Below are 19,390 nucleotides of genomic sequence, written 5' to 3' on the forward strand. Positions count from 1 at the left end.
TCTATTCCGCGAACCCGGCCCCGGCAAACCCGGCCAGCGCCCGGACTTCCGCCGGACTGCGGCCTTCGTCGCGGAGCGAGCGCAGGGACTGGGCGCGGTCGCGCTTGGCCAGCCGCTCGCCCGCCGCGTTCCGCAGCAGGCCGTGATGGTGGTAGTCGGGAGGGTCGTAGCCCAGCAGGGCCTGCAGCAGCCGGTGCAGGTGGGTGGCGAAGAACAGATCCTCGCCGCGGGTGACCAGCGTCACGCCCTGCAGATGGTCGTCCACGGTGACGCTGAGATGGTAGCTGGTCGGCGTGTCCTTGCGGGCCAGCACCACGTCGCCCAGCAGTTCCGGAGTCGCCTCCTGCCAGCCCTGCGCCCGGTCGTGCCAGCGCAACGGCCCGGTCAGCCGGCGGGCGGCGGCCACGTCGAGCCGCAATGCCCAGGCGTCGCCACGGGCGATCCGCTCCGCCCGCTCCTCGGACGTACGGTGGCGGCAGGTGCCGGGATACAAGGGGCCGTCAGGGCCGTGCGGCGCGGTACCGGCCCGCGCGATCTCCGCGGCGATATCCTTGCGGGTGCAGAAACAGGGATAGAGCACGCCCAGCGACTCGAGCCGGGCCAGTGCCGCGCGGAAATCGTCGAAATGGTCGGACTGGCGCCGGACCGGGCCGTCCCAGTCGAGGCCGAGCCAGGCCAGATCCTCGATCAGGTCGCGCTCGTAGTCTGGGCGGCAGCGGTTGGGATCGATGTCCTCGATCCGCAACAGGAAGCGGCCGGCGGCGCTGCGGGCGGTGGTCCAGCCGAACAGCGCGGAATGGGCATGGCCCAGATGCAGGTGCCCGGTGGGGCTGGGGGCGAAGCGGGTGACGAGGTCGCTCATTCCCGCTTTATAGCGGATCGCGCGCCGGACAGGACGCGGGATGTGATTCCGATCAGGCTCAGATGTAAGGATTGTCGCGGATCGGCTCCACCGGGATCTCCTCGCCCTCCAGATACAGCGCCAGCCGGCGGCGCAGCTCGCGGTCGAAGGCGTCGATGCGGATCTGGCGCTCACGCTCCTCGCGTTCACGGCGCTTCTGGGCGAGGTCGATGATGACGGCGGTCATGGCGGACTTTCCTCGGGGTCGCTTCCGGCCGGCTCGGCCGGCGGGATCGGCTTGGTTCAACGAGGTCCACCATGGCGCCGTCATGGTTAACGAGGGGTAAGCGTGCAAGGCAAGCGCGAGTCTTTTTCCCGATGTCACAGCCGCCGCGCGTGGTGCCGGATGACCGCCCTCCCACCCCGCCCCACCCCGCCGGCTATGGCCACAGCGCGAAAAAGGTTACACAACGGTGAAGAAATTCGGCCTCACCGGGTCAAGATGTTGAGTCTCGGCCGCCGATCCACTATGTATCTGGTTGTCCCGGAAGACGATCCAGCAGTTGGGCCGGCCCCCGGGGCGGAGTAGACACGCCCCCGCGCACGAAGCCGCAGCTGTGACGCGTGCCGGGATCCAGACACGGTTTCAGACAAGGGAGTGGCCATTGGCTCCACCACCCGATCACTGTCCGGCTCTGGTGCTGAACGCGGATTTCCGCCCGCTCAGTTACTTCCCCTTGTCGCTATGGTCCTGGCAGGAAGCGGTCAAGGCGGTCTTTCTGGAACGGGTCAACATCGTATCGCACTATGACCGGGTCGTCAGATCCCCAAGTTTCGAAGTCCGGTTGCCCAGCGTCATCTCCTTGAAAGAGTTCATTCCGGCAACGCGCCGCCCGGCCTTCACCCGCTTCAACGTCTTCCTGCGCGACCGCTTCACCTGCCAGTATTGCGGCCGCCCCTTCCCCACCCACGACCTGACCTTCGACCATGTGATCCCGCGCTCCCGCGGCGGTCGGACGACGTGGGAAAACGTCATCACATCCTGTTCCGCCTGCAACCTGGCGAAGGGCGACCGCCTTCCCCACGTCTGCGGCATGATCCCGCTCAGTCCGCCCTTCCAGCCCACCGCCTACGAGCTGCAGGAGAACGGACGCGCCTTCCCGCCAAACTTCCTTCACGAGAGTTGGCGGGATTTTCTTTATTGGGACTCGGAACTGGACCCGATGTAGGACCGCGATACGGGCGGGGGTGGGGGCCGGGACGTGCCTCCACTCTACTCCACCCGCCCCAGCCTGACCGTCAGCGGCCAGCGGATCCGCCGCTCCCGCTCCGGATCGCCCCACAGCGGCGCGATCTCGCCCGCGAAGTCTTCCAGCGGGTTCCGGCCGAACGCCTTGCTCGCCGCCTTCACCCCCGACCAGGTGTCCATATAGCCGAGCAGCCGGGGCAGCGACCACAGCGCCTCCATCGCCAGCGGCGGCGCCGGCAGCGGCGGAAACGGAAACTCCAGGTCGCGGTAGCCGTTCACCACCTTCCAGCGGTCGGCCGGCCAATAGGCCCCCAGCGTGCCGTTGTGGAAACGCTCCACCGCCGCGTCCAGCGCCGGATCGTCCAGCCGCTGCAAGGCGTAGCAGACCAGCGCCACCGCCGCCCCCGGCTTCGCCACCCGCCGCACCTCGGCATAGAAGCGGTCGAGGTCGAACCAGTGCGCCGCCTGCGCCGCGACGATCAGGTCGCAGCAGCCGTCGGGCAGGCCGCTGTCCTCCGCCGGGGCGACGGCATAGCGGATTTTGGGATGCGCCTGGGCCTGCGCGATCTGCTCCGCGCTGGCGTCGCTGGCATGGACCGATCCGAAGCGGGCGGCCAGCGCGACGGCGACCTGCCCGTTGCCGCAACCGACGTCCCAGGCCAGCCCGCGGGCCGGCGCCGCGTCGGCCAGCGCGTCCGCCAGCCCATCGGGGTATGTCGGCCGGAAGGCGCGGTAATCGCCGGCATGGCCGGAAAAATGGTCCTTGAAGGAGGTCATCGGTCTGGAACCACCCCGCAACGATTAGGGTTGGAATTCGCCGGCGGATGAGGATAAACCCTGTGGGTTCGTCGCGGAACCCTCCCCAGGCCGTCCCGCATCTTTCCGCTGTGGCGCAGGCGCGCCGGGCGTGCTAACCAAGCGCGCGCTTTTTCGTGCGCCCCGCCAACCACCCGTGTCCGGCATGCAGACCTTCCTGGAATTCGAAAAGCCGATCGCCGAGCTTGAAGGCAAGATCGAGGAGTTGCGGCACCTGACCAACGCCGGCGACATCAACATCGCCGACGAGGTCGCCAAGCTGCAGGCCAAGGTCGACAAGCTCCTGCGGCAGACCTACGCAAAGCTCACGCCCGCGCAGAAGGTTCAGGTGGCCCGCCACCCCAATCGTCCGCACTGCCTGGACTATGTGCGCGGCCTGATCGAGGACTTCACGCCGCTGGCCGGCGACCGCCATTTCGCCGAGGACCGCGCGGTCATCGGCGGGCTGGGTCGCTTCCGCGGCCGCTCGGTGGTGGTGATCGGCCAGGAAAAGGGCAACGACACCGAATCGCGCGTCCGCCACAATTTCGGCATGGCGAAGCCGGAAGGCTACCGCAAGGCCCAGCGCCTGATGGATCTGGCCGACCGCTTCAAGCTGCCGGTCGTCTCGCTGGTCGACACCGCCGGCGCCTTCCCCGGCGTCCAGGCGGAAGAGCGCGGCCAGGCCGAGGCCATCGCCAAGAGCATCGAGCGCTGCCTGCGGCTGAACGTGCCGATGGTCGCCTCCGTCATCGGCGAGGGCGGGTCGGGCGGCGCCATCGCGATTGCCACCGCCGACCGCGTGCTGATGCTGGAACACGCCATCTATTCCGTGATCTCGCCGGAAGGCTGCGCGTCGATCCTGTGGCGCAGCTCCGACATGGCGGGCGAGGCGGCCATCGCGCTGCGCCTGATCAGCCAGGACCTGAAGGAGCTGGGCGTCATCGACCATGTGGTGAGCGAGCCCATCGGCGGCGCCCACCGCGACCCGGCCGAGACCATCAAGAAGCTGGGCGACTGCATCGAGGAGTCGCTGGGCGAACTGGACGGCCTCGACGGCGTTACGCTCCGCGCCAAGCGCCGCGAGAAGTTCCTGGAGATGGGGCAGAAGGGGCTGGGGTGATTTACCCCCACCCCAACCCTCCCCCGCTGGGCGGGGAAGGGAGTAAGTGCTTATACGGGCAAGTGGCGGCAGTCCCTCCCCGCCCAGCGGGGGAGGTTAGGTGGGGGTCTAACACCTCCATCCCAAAAGCACCTCACCCCAAGAACCCGTGCAGGAACCAGCGCGGCCATTCCCCCGGCCGGTACAGTCCGGCGCGGAACAGCCAGAAGCGGCGGCCGGCGCCATCCTCCACGCGGTAGTAATCGCGCACGGCCAGCCCCAGCGATCCCTCCGGACGCCACCATTCGCACTCGATCCGCTCCGGCCCTTCGGCCCGGCTCACGCGGTGGCGCAGGCCGCGCCAGACGAACTGCAGCGGCGGGTCGTCGGGCAGCGGCGCGGTGGCCTCGATCGGTTCGGGCGGGGTCAGCAGTCGCAGGGGCCGCGGCCGGCCGGCCGGCCAGGGCTTCGGCACCGGCAAGGTTTCCACCGGCGGCAGCGGCGCCACGCAGCGCTCCGGCAGCCAGCTTTCCCGCGGCACCAGCCGAAGCACCGCCCGTTCCCCCAGCCGCAGGGCCAGCCGGTCGACCAGCTCCGCCAATCCGCCGTCAATCCCCTCGCCATCGATGCCGGTCTGGATGGCGGTGAGCGGCCCCGTCTCCGTCGCCGACAGCACCAGCGTCTCCAGCCCCGGACCGGGTTCGATCCGCTCCAGCAGGGGGGCGGCCAGCCGGGCCAGCGCCGCCGGGTCGCGGGTCGGGCGGCTGGTGCCGAGCGTCAGGCTCTGCGGTTCGTCATCCACCCGCTGGTCGGTGCGGTGGGCGTCCAGCCGCAGCCGGCGCACCCCCTGCCCCGCCGCCTCCAGCCCCTTGCACAGCCGGACCAGCAGGTGGCGGAGCGCCCCGGCGATCGACTCGGGCGTGGCGATTGGTTCGGCGAAGGTCAGGCGCTCGCGATGCTCAGGCACCGGCCGGCGCGGGGAGATCGGCTCGTCCAGCCGGCCGAATGCCTGATCGTAGCGTTGCAGCAACCTGGCCCCGAACCGCGCCGCCAATCCGGCCCGCGGCATGGCATGCAGGTCGCCGATCCGGCGCAATCCCAGCGCATGCAGCCCCTCCACCGTCTCCATGGGCAGGCGCAGAGCGGCCAGCGGCAGCCCGTCCAGCCGCTCCATCCGCCGATCCTCCAGACTGCCGAACCGCACCAGCCCCCAGGCGGCGGCCGGGGTGTCGGCGATGGCGGCGCGGGCGGCGAAGCCGGCGGCGCGCAGCCGGCCGGTCATGTCGGCGGCCAGCGCCGCTTCGCCGCCAAAGAGGTGGGCACAGCCGGTGATGTCGATCACCACCCCGTCCGGCTCGTCCACCGCGGTCCAGGGGCTGTAGCGCCGCGCCCAGTCGGCGATGCGGCCGAGCAGGGCGGCATCCTCTTCCGGTGTCGCCTCCGCCACCTCCAACGCCGGTTCCAGCGAGCGGGCGTCGCCGAGGGTATGGCCGGGGCAGATGCCGGCCGCCGCAGCCGCCCGGTTGACCGCGACCACCATGCGCCGCTGGCGCTCCGTCCGCAGCAGGGCGAAGGGACGCGCCCGCAATTCGGGTGGCATGGTCCGCTCCCGCGCGTCGGTCGGCAGCCGCGGGAGCCATAGGGCGAGGATGCGGCGCCTTCCTCCCCAACGACCCGATCCCCTCTCCCCCTGGGGAGAGGGCTAGGGTGAGGGGGATGCGCTGCGGGACCTTTGCCAGCATCCTGCAGCGGCTCCCCCTCACCCCGACCCTCTCCCCGGGGGTAGAGGGGGATAGGTCCGGGGGTGAGGAAAGCGCGTCATACGGGAACCAACAATCGGAACAAAGAAAGAACACTCTAGCGCCAGCTTAGCCGCGGAGGGAGTCCCTCCTTTAGGGTCATCTTGCCGAGACGTTCGGCAGTGCCGACATTCCGTTCATGAGCCCTCATCTCCCGCCCCTCGCCCGCCGACTGGCCCCGCTGGTTTTCCTGCTGGCCGCGGGCGCCTGCGCGCCGTCGGAACTGCGCGACGACAGCCCCGGCCGCGCCCAGGCATTCCCGCCGGTCTACAACCAGACATTCGTCCCGGGAGGCGGAGAGCGGCGGACCTGGAGCCAGATCCAGGCGGAGCAGTCGCGCACCGGCTCAGGCCCCGCCGCCCGGCCGCGCCAGGCAGAAGAGCCGCAGCCCCGCGCCAACTCCAGAGCCACCGACTCGGGAAACACCGACCGGCCGCCGCCCAAACGTCCCCGCGGCAGTTCGTCGCCCCCGCCCGATCCGGCGGCCCTGCCGCAGCCGCCGCGCCCGATCCCGGTGCCGCCCCCACCCTCCTCGCAGAGCGCCACCGATGCCTTCAAGCGCGACCTGATCCGGCCGGAAGTGGACCGCATGCGCACCGACGACGCCATGGGGCGGCTCGACCCGCTGGGCCAGCGCGACCTGATGCGGCGCGAGAACGACCTGCGCCAATGGGGCGACCCGCTGGCGCGCTAGCATCCCACCGGCAAGCTCCGCCTTGGCGGCTTGACCCCGCACCCGCTCTGCCGCCATACCGGCCGCTGACACGGAACGGACGGAGGATGCGGGCGCATGACGACGGTGACGGGGGCCTTCGGTAACGGGCTGACCACGCCGGTGTGGGTGCTGCAGCATCTGCTGGGCATCCTCGGCATCGGCATGTGGGCGGGACAGACCGGCGGCACCGCGGTCTGGCAGGTGCCGGCCGCCGCCGTGACCGCGGCGCTGGCGGCGGGCTTCGCGGCGCAGATGGGGCTGCGGCTGCCCTATGCCGGCCCGGGGCTGGCAGCGTCGCTGATCGTGATCGGATCGCTGGTGGCGCTGGGGGTGAGGGCGCCGGCCGTGTTGGCCGTGCTGATCGCCGCGGTGGCCGCGGTGTTCCACGGCCACGCCCACCAGGGACCGCCGCTCTATTGGGCGGGCTTCGCCGCCGGGCTGATGCTGGTCGCCTGCGGCGGGCTCGGCCTGTCGATCGCGGTGACGCAGGCCGAGTCGGACCGGGCGGTCCGCGTGTGTGGCGGCGCGGTGGCGGTTGCCGGCGTTCTCGACCTCGTCGGCGTGATTTGACCGGTTGCGCCTTGAAATGAGGGGGTTGCGCGGGAATCTTTGAAGGCACCCCCTTCCCAGCCCGATCGACCGGGCCAGACGAACGGAACGACCCGGTGTCCCGTGCAGCCGCCAAAGCCTGCCTCCCCCGCCGGGGCTCCCCTCGAAGGGGCTTCTGCCGCACTCCGACGCGGTTCCCCCGACATGCCGGATGACCCGCCGGCACCTGCTGGGCGGCCTGATGGGCGGTCTGGCGCTGCCGACGCTGCTGACGTCCGCCGGCACTCTGGCCTTGGCGGGAGGACAGCCGGCCGCAGCGCAGGAGCTGCGCTATTTCCGCATCGGCACCGGCACCACCGCCGGCACCTATTTCCCGATCGGCGGGCTGATCGCCAACGCCATCTCCAACCCGCCGGGGTCCCGGCCCTGCGACAAGGGCGGAAGCTGCGGCATTCCCGGCCTGATCGTGGTGGCGCAGGCCAGCAACGGCTCCGTCGACAACATCGAGCTGCTGCGCGCCGGCACGGTGGAGGCCGGATTCGCCCAGGCCGACGTCGCCTTCTGGGCCTACAGCGGCACCGGCAGCTTCACCGGCAAGCGCCCCTTCGCAGAGCTGCGCTCGCTCGGCATGCTCTATGCGGAGGCGATCCAGGTGGTCGTCCGCTCCGACGGCTTCATCGACCGCATGGCCGACCTGAAGGGCCGCAGCATCTCGCTGGGCGAGGAAGGGTCCGGCACGCTGGTGGAGGCGCGGCTGATCCTGGACGCCTACGGCCTGTCGGAGACGACGATCACGCCCTACTACCTCAAGCCCGGCATGGCGGCCGACCGGCTGGCGAAGGGCGAGCTGGACGGCTTCTTCATGGTGGGCGGCTATCCGGTGTCGGCGGTTGCCGACGTGGCGGCGCGCGTGCCGATCCGGCTGGTGCCGCTGGACGGCGAACCGGCCGACCGGCTGCTGCGGACCCAGCGCTTCTATATCGAGGACGAGATCCCCGCCAACGCCTATCCCGGCAGCGCCACCACCCCGACGCTCAGCCTGGGGGCGGAGCTGCTGACCCGTGCCGACCGCAACCCGGACCTGATCTACGGCATCGTCCGCGCGCTGTGGCACGAGAACACCCGCCGCATCCTGGCCGACGGCCATCCGCAGGGCCGCAATTTCGACCCCGCCCGTGCGGTCGCCAACGTCTCGGTCCCCCTGCATCCGGGTGCGGAGCGCTATTACCGGGAGGTCGGCCTGCTGGGCAACGCCGCCAACGAGGAGAACCACGCGCCGGCATCCACGCCCCAGAACGGAGCGAGCACCGGCGACAAGCCGGCGGGCGATAAGGCCGCGAAGGATCAGGCCACGGGGGAAAAGGTAGCACGCTGAGGCCTCCCTTCTCCGGACGAGACGAAAGGACCGTTCCCGGACGACCCGCCGAAGGAATATTCTGTTTCCCATCCGGTTGATCCAGGCGATCGACAGCAACGGGCAAGGGGAGGAGGCATGCCGGCCGGCGAAGGAAGGGGCGTCGCGATCCGTTCCGTCCGCAGCACCGATGCGCCGCGCTGCGCCGAGATCTTCCTGCACGGTCGCCTTCAGGCCTTTTCCTGGCAGCCAGCCGACCGTTTCAGGCTGGACGACTACTATGACTGCGTGCGCGAGGATGCGGTGCTGGTCGCCGAGACGGACGGGACGGTGGTCGGCTTCGTCTCCCTCGATCCGCAGGCCCGGATCATCCACAACCTGTTCATCGACCCCGGATGGCACAAGCGCGGCATCGGCTCCGCCCTGCTGCGCGAGGCGTTGGGCCTGCTGCGCGGCGGCCAGCGCCCGGCCGAACTGGCCTGCGCCGCCCGCAACGCCGCCGCCCGCGCCTTCTACGAACGCAACGGCTGGACGCCGGTGACGGCACCGTCCGACGACGGGGACGCGCTGGTGCTCTACCGCCTGTCGCGGGCGGGGTGAGCCCCCTCTCCCCGCCTGCCGGCCCGTGCCGCCGGGACCGCCGAAATCCCTGTCAACCCTCCCCCAACGAGACGCGCAAGCGTCGATGCGCGGGCTGTTTTCGCGTGCCGCGTTGCGGTAAAGTCCCGCCGCCATGCGAACCCTGTACCACCACCCGATCCACCCGCTGTCGCGCGTCGCGCGCGTGATGCTCGCCGAGAAGGGGCTTCCCTTCGAACCCGTGGTCGAAAAACCCTGGGAGAGGCGCACCGACTTCCTGAAGATGAACCCCGCCGGCGAGGTGCCGGTGCTGGTGGAGGAGGATGGGACCGTCGTCGCCGGCGGCCTCGCCGTGATCGAGTATCTGGAGGAGGCCTATCCCGACACCCCCCTGCTGCCGCGGGAGGTCGCGGCGCGGGCGGAGGTGCGGCGGATCGCCGACTGGTTCCTGCACAAGTTCGAACGCGAGGTCGGCGAGAATCTGGTGGGCGAGAAGCTGATCAAGCGGCTGTCCGGCCAGGGCCATCCCTTCGCGCCGGCGATTCGCGCCGGTCTGGCCAACATCACCTATCACCTCGACTACATCGCCTTCCTGTCGGAACGCCGCCCATGGCTGGCGGGGTCGACCTTCACGCTGGCCGACATCGCCGCGGCGGCCCAGCTGTCCTGCCTGGACTATATCGACAACGTGCCGTGGGACCGCAGTCCGGAGACCAAGGACTGGTATGCCCGCATCAAGTCGCGCCCCAGCTTTCGTGCCGTGCTGGCCGACAACATCACCGGTTGTCCACCCCCTAGGCACTACTCCGATCTGGATTTTTAACCCCATCTTAGGAACTGACGCATCAGAGGCATGGACCGGCCTCGCGTATCAGGCTTAACGTGCTCCCAAAATCGTAAGTTGGGAGTGGTTCCTCGATGCGTCTGCGCCGTCTTTCGTCCGTCCCGGCCCTGCCGGTCCGTTCCCTGAGGCCCGCCCTGATCGCCGGCGGCATGCTGGCACTGGTGGCCGGCTGGTCGCCTGTCCACGCCGCCCCCGCGGTCGACGAGGCCGGCGCCAAGGCGCTCGCCGCGTCGCTGAAGAAGGACCTGCCCCGCTGGTTCCCGCCACCCACCGAGGACGGCGACGGCATCGGCTTCGAATGGCAGGGCGAGCCGACCGTCAAGCCGGCCGGCGACCATTACGACGTCGCCCTGCCGCGCCTGTCGGCCGAGGATGCCGAAGGCACCCTGTTCGACATCGGCACCGTCCTCTTGTCGGTGACGCCGAAGGACGACGGCCAGTACGGCGTCTCGATCACGCTGCCCAGCGCGATCAAGGTGCAGAACCTGGACGACAATGACGAGTATGTCGACGCGGCCACCATCTCCATCGGCAAGCAGTCCTTCACCAGCACCTGGTCCGGCACGCTGGAGACCCTGCTGGCGGTCGATGGCGCTTACAGCGACATCGCCGTCAAGGCGGCCGACGGCAAGGGCAAGATCTCCATCGCCTCCATGACCATGGTCCAGGACCTGAAGCCCGAGGCCGGGGCCGGCGGTGCCACCCTGTGGAGCGGCCCGGCCGCCTTCGCCTTCGGCGGCCTGTCGGTGCTGGACGAGAAGAACAAGGAGCTGATGAAGATCGGCGGCGTCACCGCCGAGGCCGCCTACAGCCGCGTCGACCTGACCAAGGTCAGCGCGCTGCAGAAGCTGTCGGAGCAGGCCGCCGCCCGCGGCGTGCCGCCGACGCCTTCGGAGCTGCTGCCGAAGATGCAGGGCATGTTCGGCGGCATCACCGGCGCGATGCGCATGTCCAACTTCTCGATCGTCAATCCGGAGGACGGGATGACGATCACGCTGGGCCAGCTCGCCTTCCGCAGCGGCCTGACCGACCTGGACCAGGCGCAGTCGACCGTCAGCATGGGCATCGAGGCCCGCGACTTCGTCATGACGCCGTCGCCGGCCCCCGCCGCCTTCACCCCGCGCGCCTTCGAGATGAAGCTGTCGGTCGCCAAGCTGCCGAACACGGCCCTGTGGAAGGCCTTCACCGAACTGGCCAAGACCGCCGAGGCGGAGGAGGCCCCGCCGCCGAAGAAGGGCGCCAAGCCGGCCAAGGCCCCGCCGCCCCCGCCCTCGCCCGAGGTCATCATGCAGCAGGCGATGGCCGCGATGGGCGAGGCCGGGACCGAGCTGCGCATCGACGCGCTGAACCTCGACACCCCCGCCACCGCCGGCACCGCCACCGGCGCCCTGAAGGTCGCCACCCCGGCCGCCTTCGGCGTCACCGGCGGCGCCACGGTCCTGCTGCGCGGCATCGACGCCGCGGTGAAGGCGATGCAGCCGGCTCCGGGCGCCAAGCCCGACAAGGAGACGCAGGACCTGCTGGGCGGCCTGGCGATGATCCAGGCCCTGGGCCAGGCCGGCAAGGACGACAGCGGCGCCGAGATCCGCACCTACAAGATCGACGTGACGGAGGCCGGCCAGCTCCTGCTGAACGGCGCCGACATGACCCCGTTGCTGGCCGGCGGCGCCGAGCCGGCTCCCGCTCCGGCACCGAAGAAAAAGTAAGGGGAAGTTAGACCCCCACCTAACCTCCCCGCTCTCGCGGGGGAGGGACTGCCGCAGCCCATTCATATCAGCACCAGTCTCCTCCCCGCCCAGCGGGGGGATTAAGGTGGGGGCATCGTCAGCCGAAACCTCCCCCACCGCGACACCCCGCCGCACACCTCCCGCGGTTGCACGGCACAAGCCTCTTGAACGGCCGGGACGCTTTCACATATCTCCGCCGTCTTGACGCCACCACCCGTGCAAAACCAACGAAGGTGCCCCCATGACCGAGGAACGGCTCAGTTTTCAAGCCGAGGTCAGCCGTCTGCTCGACATCGTCGCCCACTCGCTCTACAGCGAGAAGGAAGTGTTCCTGCGCGAACTGGTCTCCAACGCGTCGGATGCCTGCGACCGCCTGCGCTACGCGGCCCTGACCCAGCCGGAACTCTCGGCCGACGATCCGAACCTCAAGGTCCGCCTGCTGGTCGACAAGGACGCGCGGACCCTGACCGTCGCCGACAACGGCATCGGCATGAACCGCGAGGATCTGGTCGAGAATCTCGGCACCATCGCCCGCTCCGGCACCGCCGCCTTCATGAAGTCGCTGGAAGGGGCCGAGAAGGGTGACGGCAAGAAGGACGTCAACCTGATCGGCCAGTTCGGCGTCGGCTTCTATTCAGCCTTCATGGCCGCCGACAAGGTCACCGTGCTGACCCGCAAGGCCGGCGAGGCCCAGGGCTGGCGCTGGGAATCCGACGGCAAGGGCGAGTTCACCATCGCCGAGACCGACGGCCTGCCGCGCGGCACGCAGATCGTCCTGCACCTGCGCGAAGGCGACGACGAGTATCTCGACGAAGCCCGGCTCGGCGGCATCGTCCGCAAATACTCCGACCACATCGCCATCCCGATCCTGTTCGGCGAGGGCGAGGACGCCAAGGCGCTGAACAGTGCGTCGGCCCTGTGGACCCGGTCGAAGTCGGAGATCACCGCCGAGCAGTACAAGGAATTCTACCACCATGTCGGCCACGCCTTCGACGATCCGTGGCTGACCCTGCACTGGCGGGCGGAAGGGGCGCTGGAATACACCAACCTGCTCTACGTCCCCTCGACCAAGCCGTTCGACCTGTTCGATCCCAAGCGCGCCCACCGGGTGAAGCTGTACGTCAAGCGCGTCTTCATCACCGACGCGGCGGAGGGGCTGATCCCGCCCTATCTGCGCTTCCTGCGCGGCGTGGTCGACAGCGAGGATCTGCCGCTGAACATCAGCCGCGAGATGCTGCAGCACAACCCGATGCTGGCCAAGATCAAGGCCGGCATCACGCGGCGCGTCCTGTCGGAGCTGTCGAAGAAGGCCAAGGACAGCGAGAACGCGGCCGAATACGACAAGTTCTGGGAGAATTTCGGCGCGGTGCTGAAGGAGGGCCTCTATGAGGACTATGAGCACCGGGACGAGCTGCTGAAGCTGCTGCGCTTCCGCACCACCGCCGGCGAGGAACTGGTCTCGCTGGAGCAGTATGTCGGCCGGATGAAGGAAGGCCAGGACGCCATCTACACCATCAGCGGCGACGACATCGACACCCTGCTGCGCAGCCCGCAGCTGGAAGGCTTCAAGGCCAAGGGCGTGGAGGTGCTGCTGCTGACCGATCCGGTGGATGAGTTCTGGATGCCGTCGGTCGGCGTCTACGACGGCAAGCCGTTCAAGTCGGTTACCCGCGGCGGCGCCGATCTCGGCAAGATCAAGGGCGCCGAGCCCGAGAAGCCGGAGGAGAAGGCGCCGGAAGGCGAGCTGACCGACCTGCTGGCCCTGCTGAAGCTGACCCTGTCCGACGCGGTGAAGGACGTCCGCAAGTCCGAACGCCTGACCGACAGCGCCGTCTGTCTGGTCGCCGACGACAACGACATGGACATGCATCTGGAGCGCCTGCTGAAGCAGCACAAGCAGCTGAACGGCGAGGTCGGCAAGCGTATCCTGGAGATCAACCCGTCCCATGCCCTGATCAAGCGGCTGGCCGAACGGGCCAAGGGCAGCGGCGCCACCGACGCGCTGGAGGATGCGGCGTGGCTCCTGCTGGACCAGGCCCGCATCGTCGAGGGCGAGCCCCTGCCCGACCCCGCCGCCTTCGCCCGCCGCCTGGCGAGCGCGATGGAGAAGGGGCTGGCGTAAGGATCGCGGTCTGCAGGAAGATGTGACGGAAAAGCCCTCTCCTCCCCGGAGGAGGGGGCTTTTCCTTACCTCCGTCCCACCCGCTCGGGCGGGAAGACCAGCGACATGACGGTGCCTTCGTCGCGGCGGCTGACGACGTCCAGGCGGCCGCCATGCAGCTCGATCAGGCGCTTGGTCAGGGGCAGGCCCAGCCCGGTGCCGACCTGGGCGCGGGCCAGCGCGCTGTCAACCTGCCCCCAGGGCTCCAGCGCCTTCGCCAGCTCCTCCCCGGTCATGCCGATGCCGGTGTCATGCACCGACAGCCACAGCGCGCCGCCGGCCGCCACGCGGGCGCCCAGCGTCACCACCCCGTCGGCCGGCGTGAACTTCACCGCGTTCGACAGCAGGTTCAGCAGCATCTGGCGCAGCTTGCGCTCGTCGGCGCGCAAGGGCGGCAGGTCGGTGGGCACGGCGGTAACGATGCGCACGCCGTGGCGCCCCGCCCGTTCGGCGAGCAGCCGCGCGGTGCCGACCGCCACCCGCACCACATCCACCGTCCCGTCCACCAGCTCCAGCCGGTCGGCTTCGGCCTTGGACAGGTCGAGCAGGTCGTTGATCAGCTCCATCAGGTGCCGGCCGCTCTCGGCGATGTCGCGGGCATACTCGCGATAAAGCGGGATGGCGTGCGGCCCCGCCACCTCCTGCTCCAGCAACTCGGCGAATCCCATCATCGCGGTCAGCGGCGTGCGGATCTCGTGGCTCATGTTGGCGAGGAAGGCGGTCTTGGCGCGGATCGCCCGTTCGGCCTGCCGGCGCGCCTCCTCCAGCTGGCGGGCGCGCAGGTCGGTCTGTTCGGCGGAGCGCGCCATCAGCCCGGTCACCGTGCCGACGCCCAGATAGCGGCCCTGCTCCACCACCAGGAAACCGGTCACCAGCGCCGCCGGCTTCAGCCGGGCCAGCCGCCGCCCGATCTCCGCCAGCGGGGTCGTCCCCTCCACCAGAAGCGGATGCGGGTCCATCAGCGCCGATACCGGAATGACCGCGGCATCGGTCCCGCCGCCCGGCAGCAGACGGCCGCGCTCCGGCAGGCCGCGTTCCAACAGACCGCGTTCCAACAGACCGACGACGCGGCCCCCGTCATCGACCACCGGCAGGGCGGGCAAGTCCGGCTGCCGGTCGAAGCGGGCGGCGGCGGCGGCACAGGCCTGTCCGGGCGCCAGCGGCGGCACCGGAACCGCCAGCCCGGCGGCGGTGAAGGCGGGTTCGTCCATGTGCGCCTCCGGCGCGGCAGGCGGAGCGGGAAGCGGTGGATCGAATGGCGTCACGGCGTCTCACCCCCTCCCCATCGGCGCGATCACGTCCGGCCGGCGCCGGTCGCGGGATGCGCGGCGCTCCATCGGGAAAACCTAGCAGCGGATTATGAGCAATTGGTTTCCGACCCAATCATCGAACCTCCAGCAAGTACGTCCAAAAGTTCTATTACCTTGGAAGGAAAGGCTTTTGCACGTTCGGCCGTCCGGCTGTGACCTGGGCATTTGAGAAAGGGTCCGAAACACAGTATGATGGTCGGGTATTCGGGGTGCCGCGTTCGGCCGGCCGGGCTTGTCCGTCCGGCTGGAGTTCGCCGTCGGCATCCCGGGCATCAGGGAGACCCGGAAGGGCGATCCGCCGCCCGTCGAACAGAACAGGATTACAGGGGATGTCCATGCCCTCGCGCCTCGAAGAATTGTGCGTGAAGAAGGGATTGAAGATGACCGACCAGCGCCGCGTGATCTCGCGCGTGCTGTCGGAGGCGACGGACCATCCCGATGTGGAGGAGGTGCACCGCCGTGCATCCGCCATCGACCCGCGCATTTCCATCGCCACCGTCTACCGGACGATGCGGCTGTTCGAGGAAGCGCATGTGATCGACCGCCTCGATTTCGGCGACGGCCGCGCCCGCTACGAGGAAGCAAGAACCGATCACCACCATCATCTGATCGATGTCGATTCCGGTGAAGTCATCGAGTTCACCAATGATGAAATGGAACGGCTGAAGGAAAGCATTGCCCGCGAACTGGGCTATGACCTGATCGGCCATCGGCTGGAACTGTACGGCGTCCCGCGCAAGCGGCGTGCCGATAAATCTGAGTCTTAACTATACACCGGGCCTTGCGGGTTTGCGCACAAGAGGTGGCGGCTGGGTACGGACCCATCCGGAATCGCCACACGCGCAACGGGCGGGTCAGGCGGTCATCGCTTGCGGGGTGCATCGGGTGCCGGTCTGGACCTTGCCGGCCGGCGGCCCAAGGTTAGGCGAGGAGCAAACCTCACTGACCGGAACCGGCCGCACCATGGATGACCGCCACGACGACCGCCCCGACACCCGGCCCGAAAGCCCGCCCGCCGCGTCCGGGACACAACCGATCAAAGCCCAAAGCACCGGCCCGGCTCCCAGCGGCCCGGACCCCGTTCTCGAACGGCTGGACCGCCTGTCTGACCTGCTGCTGCGCCGCATCGACCGGCTGGAGGAGCGGGTCCGCAGCCTGGAGCAGGACAATGGCGAGATCATCAACCTGCTGATCGCCGTCAAGGCCGGCCTGGAGGAAGCCTCGGGCGACCTGATCGCGCAGCTGGAGGACGGGGAGGATGCCGCGGCGGTCGAAGACGGGTCCGAGGAAGGCACGGAGGACGGTCCGCTGTTCGAGGCGCCCTGCGGCCCGACCATGCTGCATTGAGGGGCCTACGGCTCGCGGCAGACCGGGATGCGTTCCCAGGGTTGCCGTAAAAGACCTTGCCCGCCGGACCGCGGCGGCCGGATAAACGGCGCATGCAGACCACCCCCTTCCCGAATCCGCGCCCCCGATCGGCCTCACGCCGCCGGTACTCCTGCCGACGCAGTCTTCCGATTCGCTGGCTTCCGATTCGCTGGCCCCTCTGACGCCTGTTTGCGGTCCGTCCGGCGTCGCCTTCTTCGACTTCGACGGCACGCTGATCCACGGCGACAGCCTGCCGATGTTCGTCGGCGAGGTGATCGGCCGGCGCCGCGCAGCCCTGGCGCTGGCCGACGCCATCCGCTCGGCGATGCACCGCCATGTGCGCGGCCGCGGACCGGGCTGCGATTTTCCCGGATCGGTGAAGGCCATCTACCTGAAGCGCACCCTGCGCGGCCTGCCGGTGGCCGATGCGCTGGCCGCGGCGGAGCGGATGGTGCCCCGCGTCCGCTGGCACCAGCCCATGCTGGAGGTTCTGAAGGAGCATCGCCGCCAGGGACGCCGGGTGGTGGTGGCGACCGGCGCGCTCGACCTCTACATGCCGGCCCTGCTGCGCGGGCTGGAGGTGGACGATCTGCTGGCCACGGGAATGGAGGTGGCCGACGGCAAGCTGACCGGCAGGCTCAGCACCGCCAACTGCGTGCGGCTGGACAAGGCGGAGCGGGTGACCGCCTGGATCGCCGGCAACGGTCCGGTCGCCGCCACCTGGGGCTACGGCAACCACCCCAGCGACCTGCCGATGCTGGCGCTGATGCACAAGGGCGAAGTGATCCGTATTCGACGAAGGTCGAACCGCAGGTAGCAAGCGTTTACAACCCGCCTGCCGCCCCGCATACTCCCTCCCGTCCATAACAAAAACATGATGGACGGAGGGGAAACGTGAGCTTCAGCATCGACGCCGACATCCGGATGCCGGGCTATGGCGGGCGCCGGGCCGTGATTGCCGATGCCGACCGGATCCAGCGCGAGGCGCTGGCCGGCCATCTGTCCGGCCGCGGTTTCCAGGTTTCACAGACCGACGATGCGCTGGAGGCGCTGACCATCATCGGTGCGGAGGCGCCGGTCGTCGCCTTGCTGCCGCTGGACCATGAAGGCGACGAGGGCGACCGTGCCGCGGCGCTGGCGGCGATGCTCTATCCGCAGACGCGCATCCTGATGACGGGCCCCCGCCTGCAGAACGCCCCCTTCCCCATCCTGCCCCGCCCCGTCGACCTGACCGCACTCGACCGCTGGCTGGACGAGGCGACGGCATAGACCCGGCTGCTTTTCCCTATTGGACGCCGGTGTCTCCGAAGCCCGCCACATGCTCCAGCTTTTGCGGGTTGGCGATCTGGTAGATCCGCCGGATGCGGCCATCCGCGATGTCAAAGGCCAGCACGCTGCGGAAGGAGCCGCCGAGGTCGGCCAGCAGGCCCGGTCCGCCATTCACCCGCACCGGCACGAAGCCGAACCCGATACCCCGCTTGCGCTGGACGCCCACCAGGAAGCGGGCGATGCGGTCGGCGCCGAAGAGCGGGTTGACCGCCGTCCGCACCATGCCGCCGCCGTCGCTCAGCCACTGGGCATCGTCCGACAGCAGGGCCACGATGGCGGCATAATCGCGCCGGACGCTGGCCTCGGCGAAGGCATCGGCCAGACGCCGCCCGGCGTCCGCATCGGCGCTCGTGGCGGCGGGCTCGTTCAGCCGGTTGCGGGCACGCCGCATGATCTGGCGGCAGGCCTCCGCCGACTTGCCGAGGATCGCCGATATCTCGGTATAATCGAGGTCCATCGCCTCGCGCAGGACGAAGACCGCGCGCTGGTCCGGTGCCAGCCTTTCCAGCAGCAGGAGCATCGCGATCGGCACCGACTCGGCGTCGGGTGCCTCATCCGCCCCATCGGCCCAGCCGGCGACCTCCGGCTCGGGCAGCCACAGCCCGTAATAGCGCTCCCGCGCCACCCGGGCGGAGCGCAGCCGGTCGAGCGCCAGCCGCGTCACCAGGGTGGTCAGGAAGGCGGGGGCCGACCCGACGCTGCCGGGCACCACCGCGGCCCAGCGCAGCCAGGCGTCCTGCAGCGTGTCTTCCGCCTCCGCCACCGACCCGAGCAGCCGGTAGGCCAGGGCGCGAAGCCGCGCCCGCTCGCCCGCGAAGGCGGCGAGCGCGGTGTCCGGATCGGCCAGCGCCGTCACGCCGCCATCCCAACGGCGGTGCCCTCGATATGCTGGGCTATGCCGATGCGGTTCCAGGCGTTGATCTGCGCCGCCGTCACCGTCAGCTGAGCAATCTGCTCGGCATTGAAATGGCGTTGCAGTTCCCGATAGGTCTCGTCGATGCGGTCATGCTGGGTGCGGGTCAGCGCCTCGGCCCAGGCGAAGGCGGCGCGTTCGTCGGGCAGGAACAGATCCGACCGCTCCCACTCCGCCAGCGCGGCGATCCGCTCCTCCGACTGGCCGTCGTGGCGGGCTTCCTTGCTGTGCATGTCGATGCAATAGGCGCAGCCGTTGATCTGCGACACGCGCAGGTCGATCAGATGGATCAGGCCGGTCGGCAGGCCGCTGCCGCGGATGGTCTTGGCGGTGGCGTACAGCGTGGCGAACAGGGACGGGGCGTCGGTGGCGACGGTGAAACGGAAAGCCATGGTTCGCATCCTCGTTGGGAGTGTCATCGCCCCCATGACGGGACGACCCGCTCCGGCGTGACGCATGGCAGCCCCGCGCCCCGGTCAAGGCTGTCCTCTCGCCCCTCAGCCCTCCGTCAGCAGCTCCACGGCTTCCTGCAGGATGGCGGTCTTGGCGGCGAAGCGCCCCTCGGGATCGCTTTCGCCGATAAGCCGGATCATCACGCCCAGGGCATGGGCGACCTGCGGTGCCAGCCCGGCATGACCCCGCACATGGCGGGCGAGGCCGGCCAGCGCCGTCCGGTAGGGACGCCCTTCGAACCCGTCGGTGGCGATCGACTCGAAACGGTTGGCGAGGTCGAGGATCTCGCGGTTGTCGTTCAT

The 19,390-nt window shown here is 69.6% G+C and carries 21 protein-coding genes; 13 read left to right on the forward strand and 8 right to left on the reverse strand.

What is annotated here, in order from left to right; genetic code table 11:
* Position 1 precedes the first annotated feature (1 nt).
* On the reverse strand, positions 2-862 hold the full coding sequence (gene gluQRS / locus AB8P05_RS07350; protein WP_472757472.1) for a tRNA glutamyl-Q(34) synthetase GluQRS: 861 nt from the start codon (positions 860-862) through the stop codon (positions 2-4).
* Positions 863-920: 58 nt separating this feature from the next.
* Positions 921-1,088: a hypothetical protein gene (locus AB8P05_RS07355; RefSeq protein ID WP_014248815.1), complete on the reverse strand. Its 168-nt coding sequence runs from the start codon at positions 1,086-1,088 to the stop codon at positions 921-923.
* Between the two features lie 418 nt (positions 1,089-1,506).
* On the opposite strand from AB8P05_RS07355, the gene AB8P05_RS07360 reads away from it, so the two are divergent.
* Positions 1,507-2,070 carry an HNH endonuclease gene (locus tag AB8P05_RS07360; RefSeq protein ID WP_044550074.1) on the forward strand — a complete coding sequence of 188 codons (564 nt, stop codon included), beginning with the start codon at positions 1,507-1,509 and terminating at the stop codon, positions 2,068-2,070.
* A 44-nt stretch (positions 2,071-2,114) separates the two neighbouring features.
* Here the strand turns inward: AB8P05_RS07360 and AB8P05_RS07365 are convergent, their stop codons facing one another.
* Complete coding sequence (locus tag AB8P05_RS07365; RefSeq protein ID WP_472757473.1) at positions 2,115-2,867, reverse strand: class I SAM-dependent methyltransferase; 753 nt, start codon at positions 2,865-2,867, stop codon at positions 2,115-2,117.
* A gap of 184 nt (positions 2,868-3,051) precedes the next feature.
* On the opposite strand from AB8P05_RS07365, the gene AB8P05_RS07370 reads away from it, so the two are divergent.
* On the forward strand, positions 3,052-4,008 hold the full coding sequence (locus AB8P05_RS07370; RefSeq protein WP_472757474.1) for an acetyl-CoA carboxylase carboxyltransferase subunit alpha: 957 nt from the start codon (positions 3,052-3,054) through the stop codon (positions 4,006-4,008).
* Between the two features lie 133 nt (positions 4,009-4,141).
* Here AB8P05_RS07370 and AB8P05_RS07375 read toward each other — a convergent pair whose 3' ends face one another.
* Positions 4,142-5,587, reverse strand: a complete 1,446-nt coding sequence (locus tag AB8P05_RS07375) for a Y-family DNA polymerase (protein ID WP_472757475.1) — start codon at positions 5,585-5,587, stop codon at positions 4,142-4,144.
* Positions 5,588-5,925: 338 nt separating this feature from the next.
* On the opposite strand from AB8P05_RS07375, the gene AB8P05_RS07380 reads away from it, so the two are divergent.
* The 7 genes from AB8P05_RS07380 to htpG all read left to right on the forward strand — a co-directional run bounded on the left by AB8P05_RS07380 (position 5,926) and on the right by htpG (position 13,676).
* Entirely contained in the window at positions 5,926-6,480 is a 555-nt protein-coding gene (locus AB8P05_RS07380) for a hypothetical protein (RefSeq protein ID WP_472757476.1), read from the forward strand.
* Between the two features lie 96 nt (positions 6,481-6,576).
* Positions 6,577-7,071: a HupE/UreJ family protein gene (locus tag AB8P05_RS07385; protein WP_472757477.1), complete on the forward strand. Its 495-nt coding sequence runs from the start codon at positions 6,577-6,579 to the stop codon at positions 7,069-7,071.
* A 190-nt stretch (positions 7,072-7,261) separates the two neighbouring features.
* Positions 7,262-8,425 carry a TAXI family TRAP transporter solute-binding subunit gene (locus AB8P05_RS07390; RefSeq protein WP_472757478.1) on the forward strand — a complete coding sequence of 388 codons (1,164 nt, stop codon included), beginning with the start codon at positions 7,262-7,264 and terminating at the stop codon, positions 8,423-8,425.
* Between the two features lie 117 nt (positions 8,426-8,542).
* Complete coding sequence (locus AB8P05_RS07395; protein WP_472757479.1) at positions 8,543-9,004, forward strand: GNAT family N-acetyltransferase; 462 nt, start codon at positions 8,543-8,545, stop codon at positions 9,002-9,004.
* Positions 9,005-9,137: 133 nt separating this feature from the next.
* Positions 9,138-9,806: a glutathione S-transferase family protein gene (locus AB8P05_RS07400; protein ID WP_472757480.1), complete on the forward strand. Its 669-nt coding sequence runs from the start codon at positions 9,138-9,140 to the stop codon at positions 9,804-9,806.
* A 95-nt stretch (positions 9,807-9,901) separates the two neighbouring features.
* A complete protein-coding gene (locus AB8P05_RS07405; RefSeq protein ID WP_472757481.1) occupies positions 9,902-11,533 on the forward strand; it encodes a hypothetical protein in 1,632 nt (543 codons plus the stop codon).
* A gap of 262 nt (positions 11,534-11,795) precedes the next feature.
* The gene (htpG, locus tag AB8P05_RS07410; RefSeq protein ID WP_472757482.1) at positions 11,796-13,676 is read left to right on the forward strand and encodes a molecular chaperone HtpG; all 1,881 of its coding nucleotides are present in this window, start codon (positions 11,796-11,798) and stop codon (positions 13,674-13,676) included.
* A gap of 65 nt (positions 13,677-13,741) precedes the next feature.
* Here the strand turns inward: htpG and AB8P05_RS07415 are convergent, their stop codons facing one another.
* Entirely contained in the window at positions 13,742-14,926 is a 1,185-nt protein-coding gene (locus tag AB8P05_RS07415; protein WP_472757483.1) for a sensor histidine kinase, read from the reverse strand.
* Between the two features lie 434 nt (positions 14,927-15,360).
* Between AB8P05_RS07415 and AB8P05_RS07420 the strand changes: the two genes are divergently transcribed.
* From AB8P05_RS07420 to AB8P05_RS07435, 4 genes are all read left to right on the forward strand, one after another.
* On the forward strand, positions 15,361-15,792 hold the full coding sequence (locus tag AB8P05_RS07420) for a Fur family transcriptional regulator (RefSeq protein WP_044550826.1): 432 nt from the start codon (positions 15,361-15,363) through the stop codon (positions 15,790-15,792).
* 196 nt (positions 15,793-15,988) lie between these two features.
* Entirely contained in the window at positions 15,989-16,372 is a 384-nt protein-coding gene (locus AB8P05_RS07425; RefSeq protein WP_472757484.1) for a hypothetical protein, read from the forward strand.
* Positions 16,373-16,649: 277 nt separating this feature from the next.
* Positions 16,650-17,210, forward strand: coding sequence for an HAD family hydrolase (locus AB8P05_RS07430; RefSeq protein WP_472757485.1), 561 nt, complete (start codon positions 16,650-16,652; stop codon positions 17,208-17,210).
* Positions 17,211-17,287: 77 nt separating this feature from the next.
* Positions 17,288-17,662, forward strand: a complete 375-nt coding sequence (locus tag AB8P05_RS07435) for a response regulator (protein WP_472757486.1) — start codon at positions 17,288-17,290, stop codon at positions 17,660-17,662.
* A gap of 16 nt (positions 17,663-17,678) precedes the next feature.
* Here the strand turns inward: AB8P05_RS07435 and sigJ are convergent, their stop codons facing one another.
* From sigJ to AB8P05_RS07450, 3 genes are all read right to left on the reverse strand, one after another.
* A complete protein-coding gene (sigJ, locus tag AB8P05_RS07440; protein WP_472757487.1) occupies positions 17,679-18,578 on the reverse strand; it encodes an RNA polymerase sigma factor SigJ in 900 nt (299 codons plus the stop codon).
* Positions 18,575-19,027 (reverse strand): carboxymuconolactone decarboxylase family protein, encoded by a 453-nt coding sequence (locus tag AB8P05_RS07445; protein WP_472757488.1) that lies wholly within the window; start codon positions 19,025-19,027, stop codon positions 18,575-18,577. Before AB8P05_RS07445 ends, sigJ begins: the two co-directional genes overlap by 4 nt.
* A gap of 105 nt (positions 19,028-19,132) precedes the next feature.
* Positions 19,133-19,390 (reverse strand): hypothetical protein, encoded by a 258-nt coding sequence (locus tag AB8P05_RS07450; protein ID WP_472757489.1) that lies wholly within the window; start codon positions 19,388-19,390, stop codon positions 19,133-19,135.

It is taken from the genome of Azospirillum sp. VT-I1, assembly GCF_055698305.1.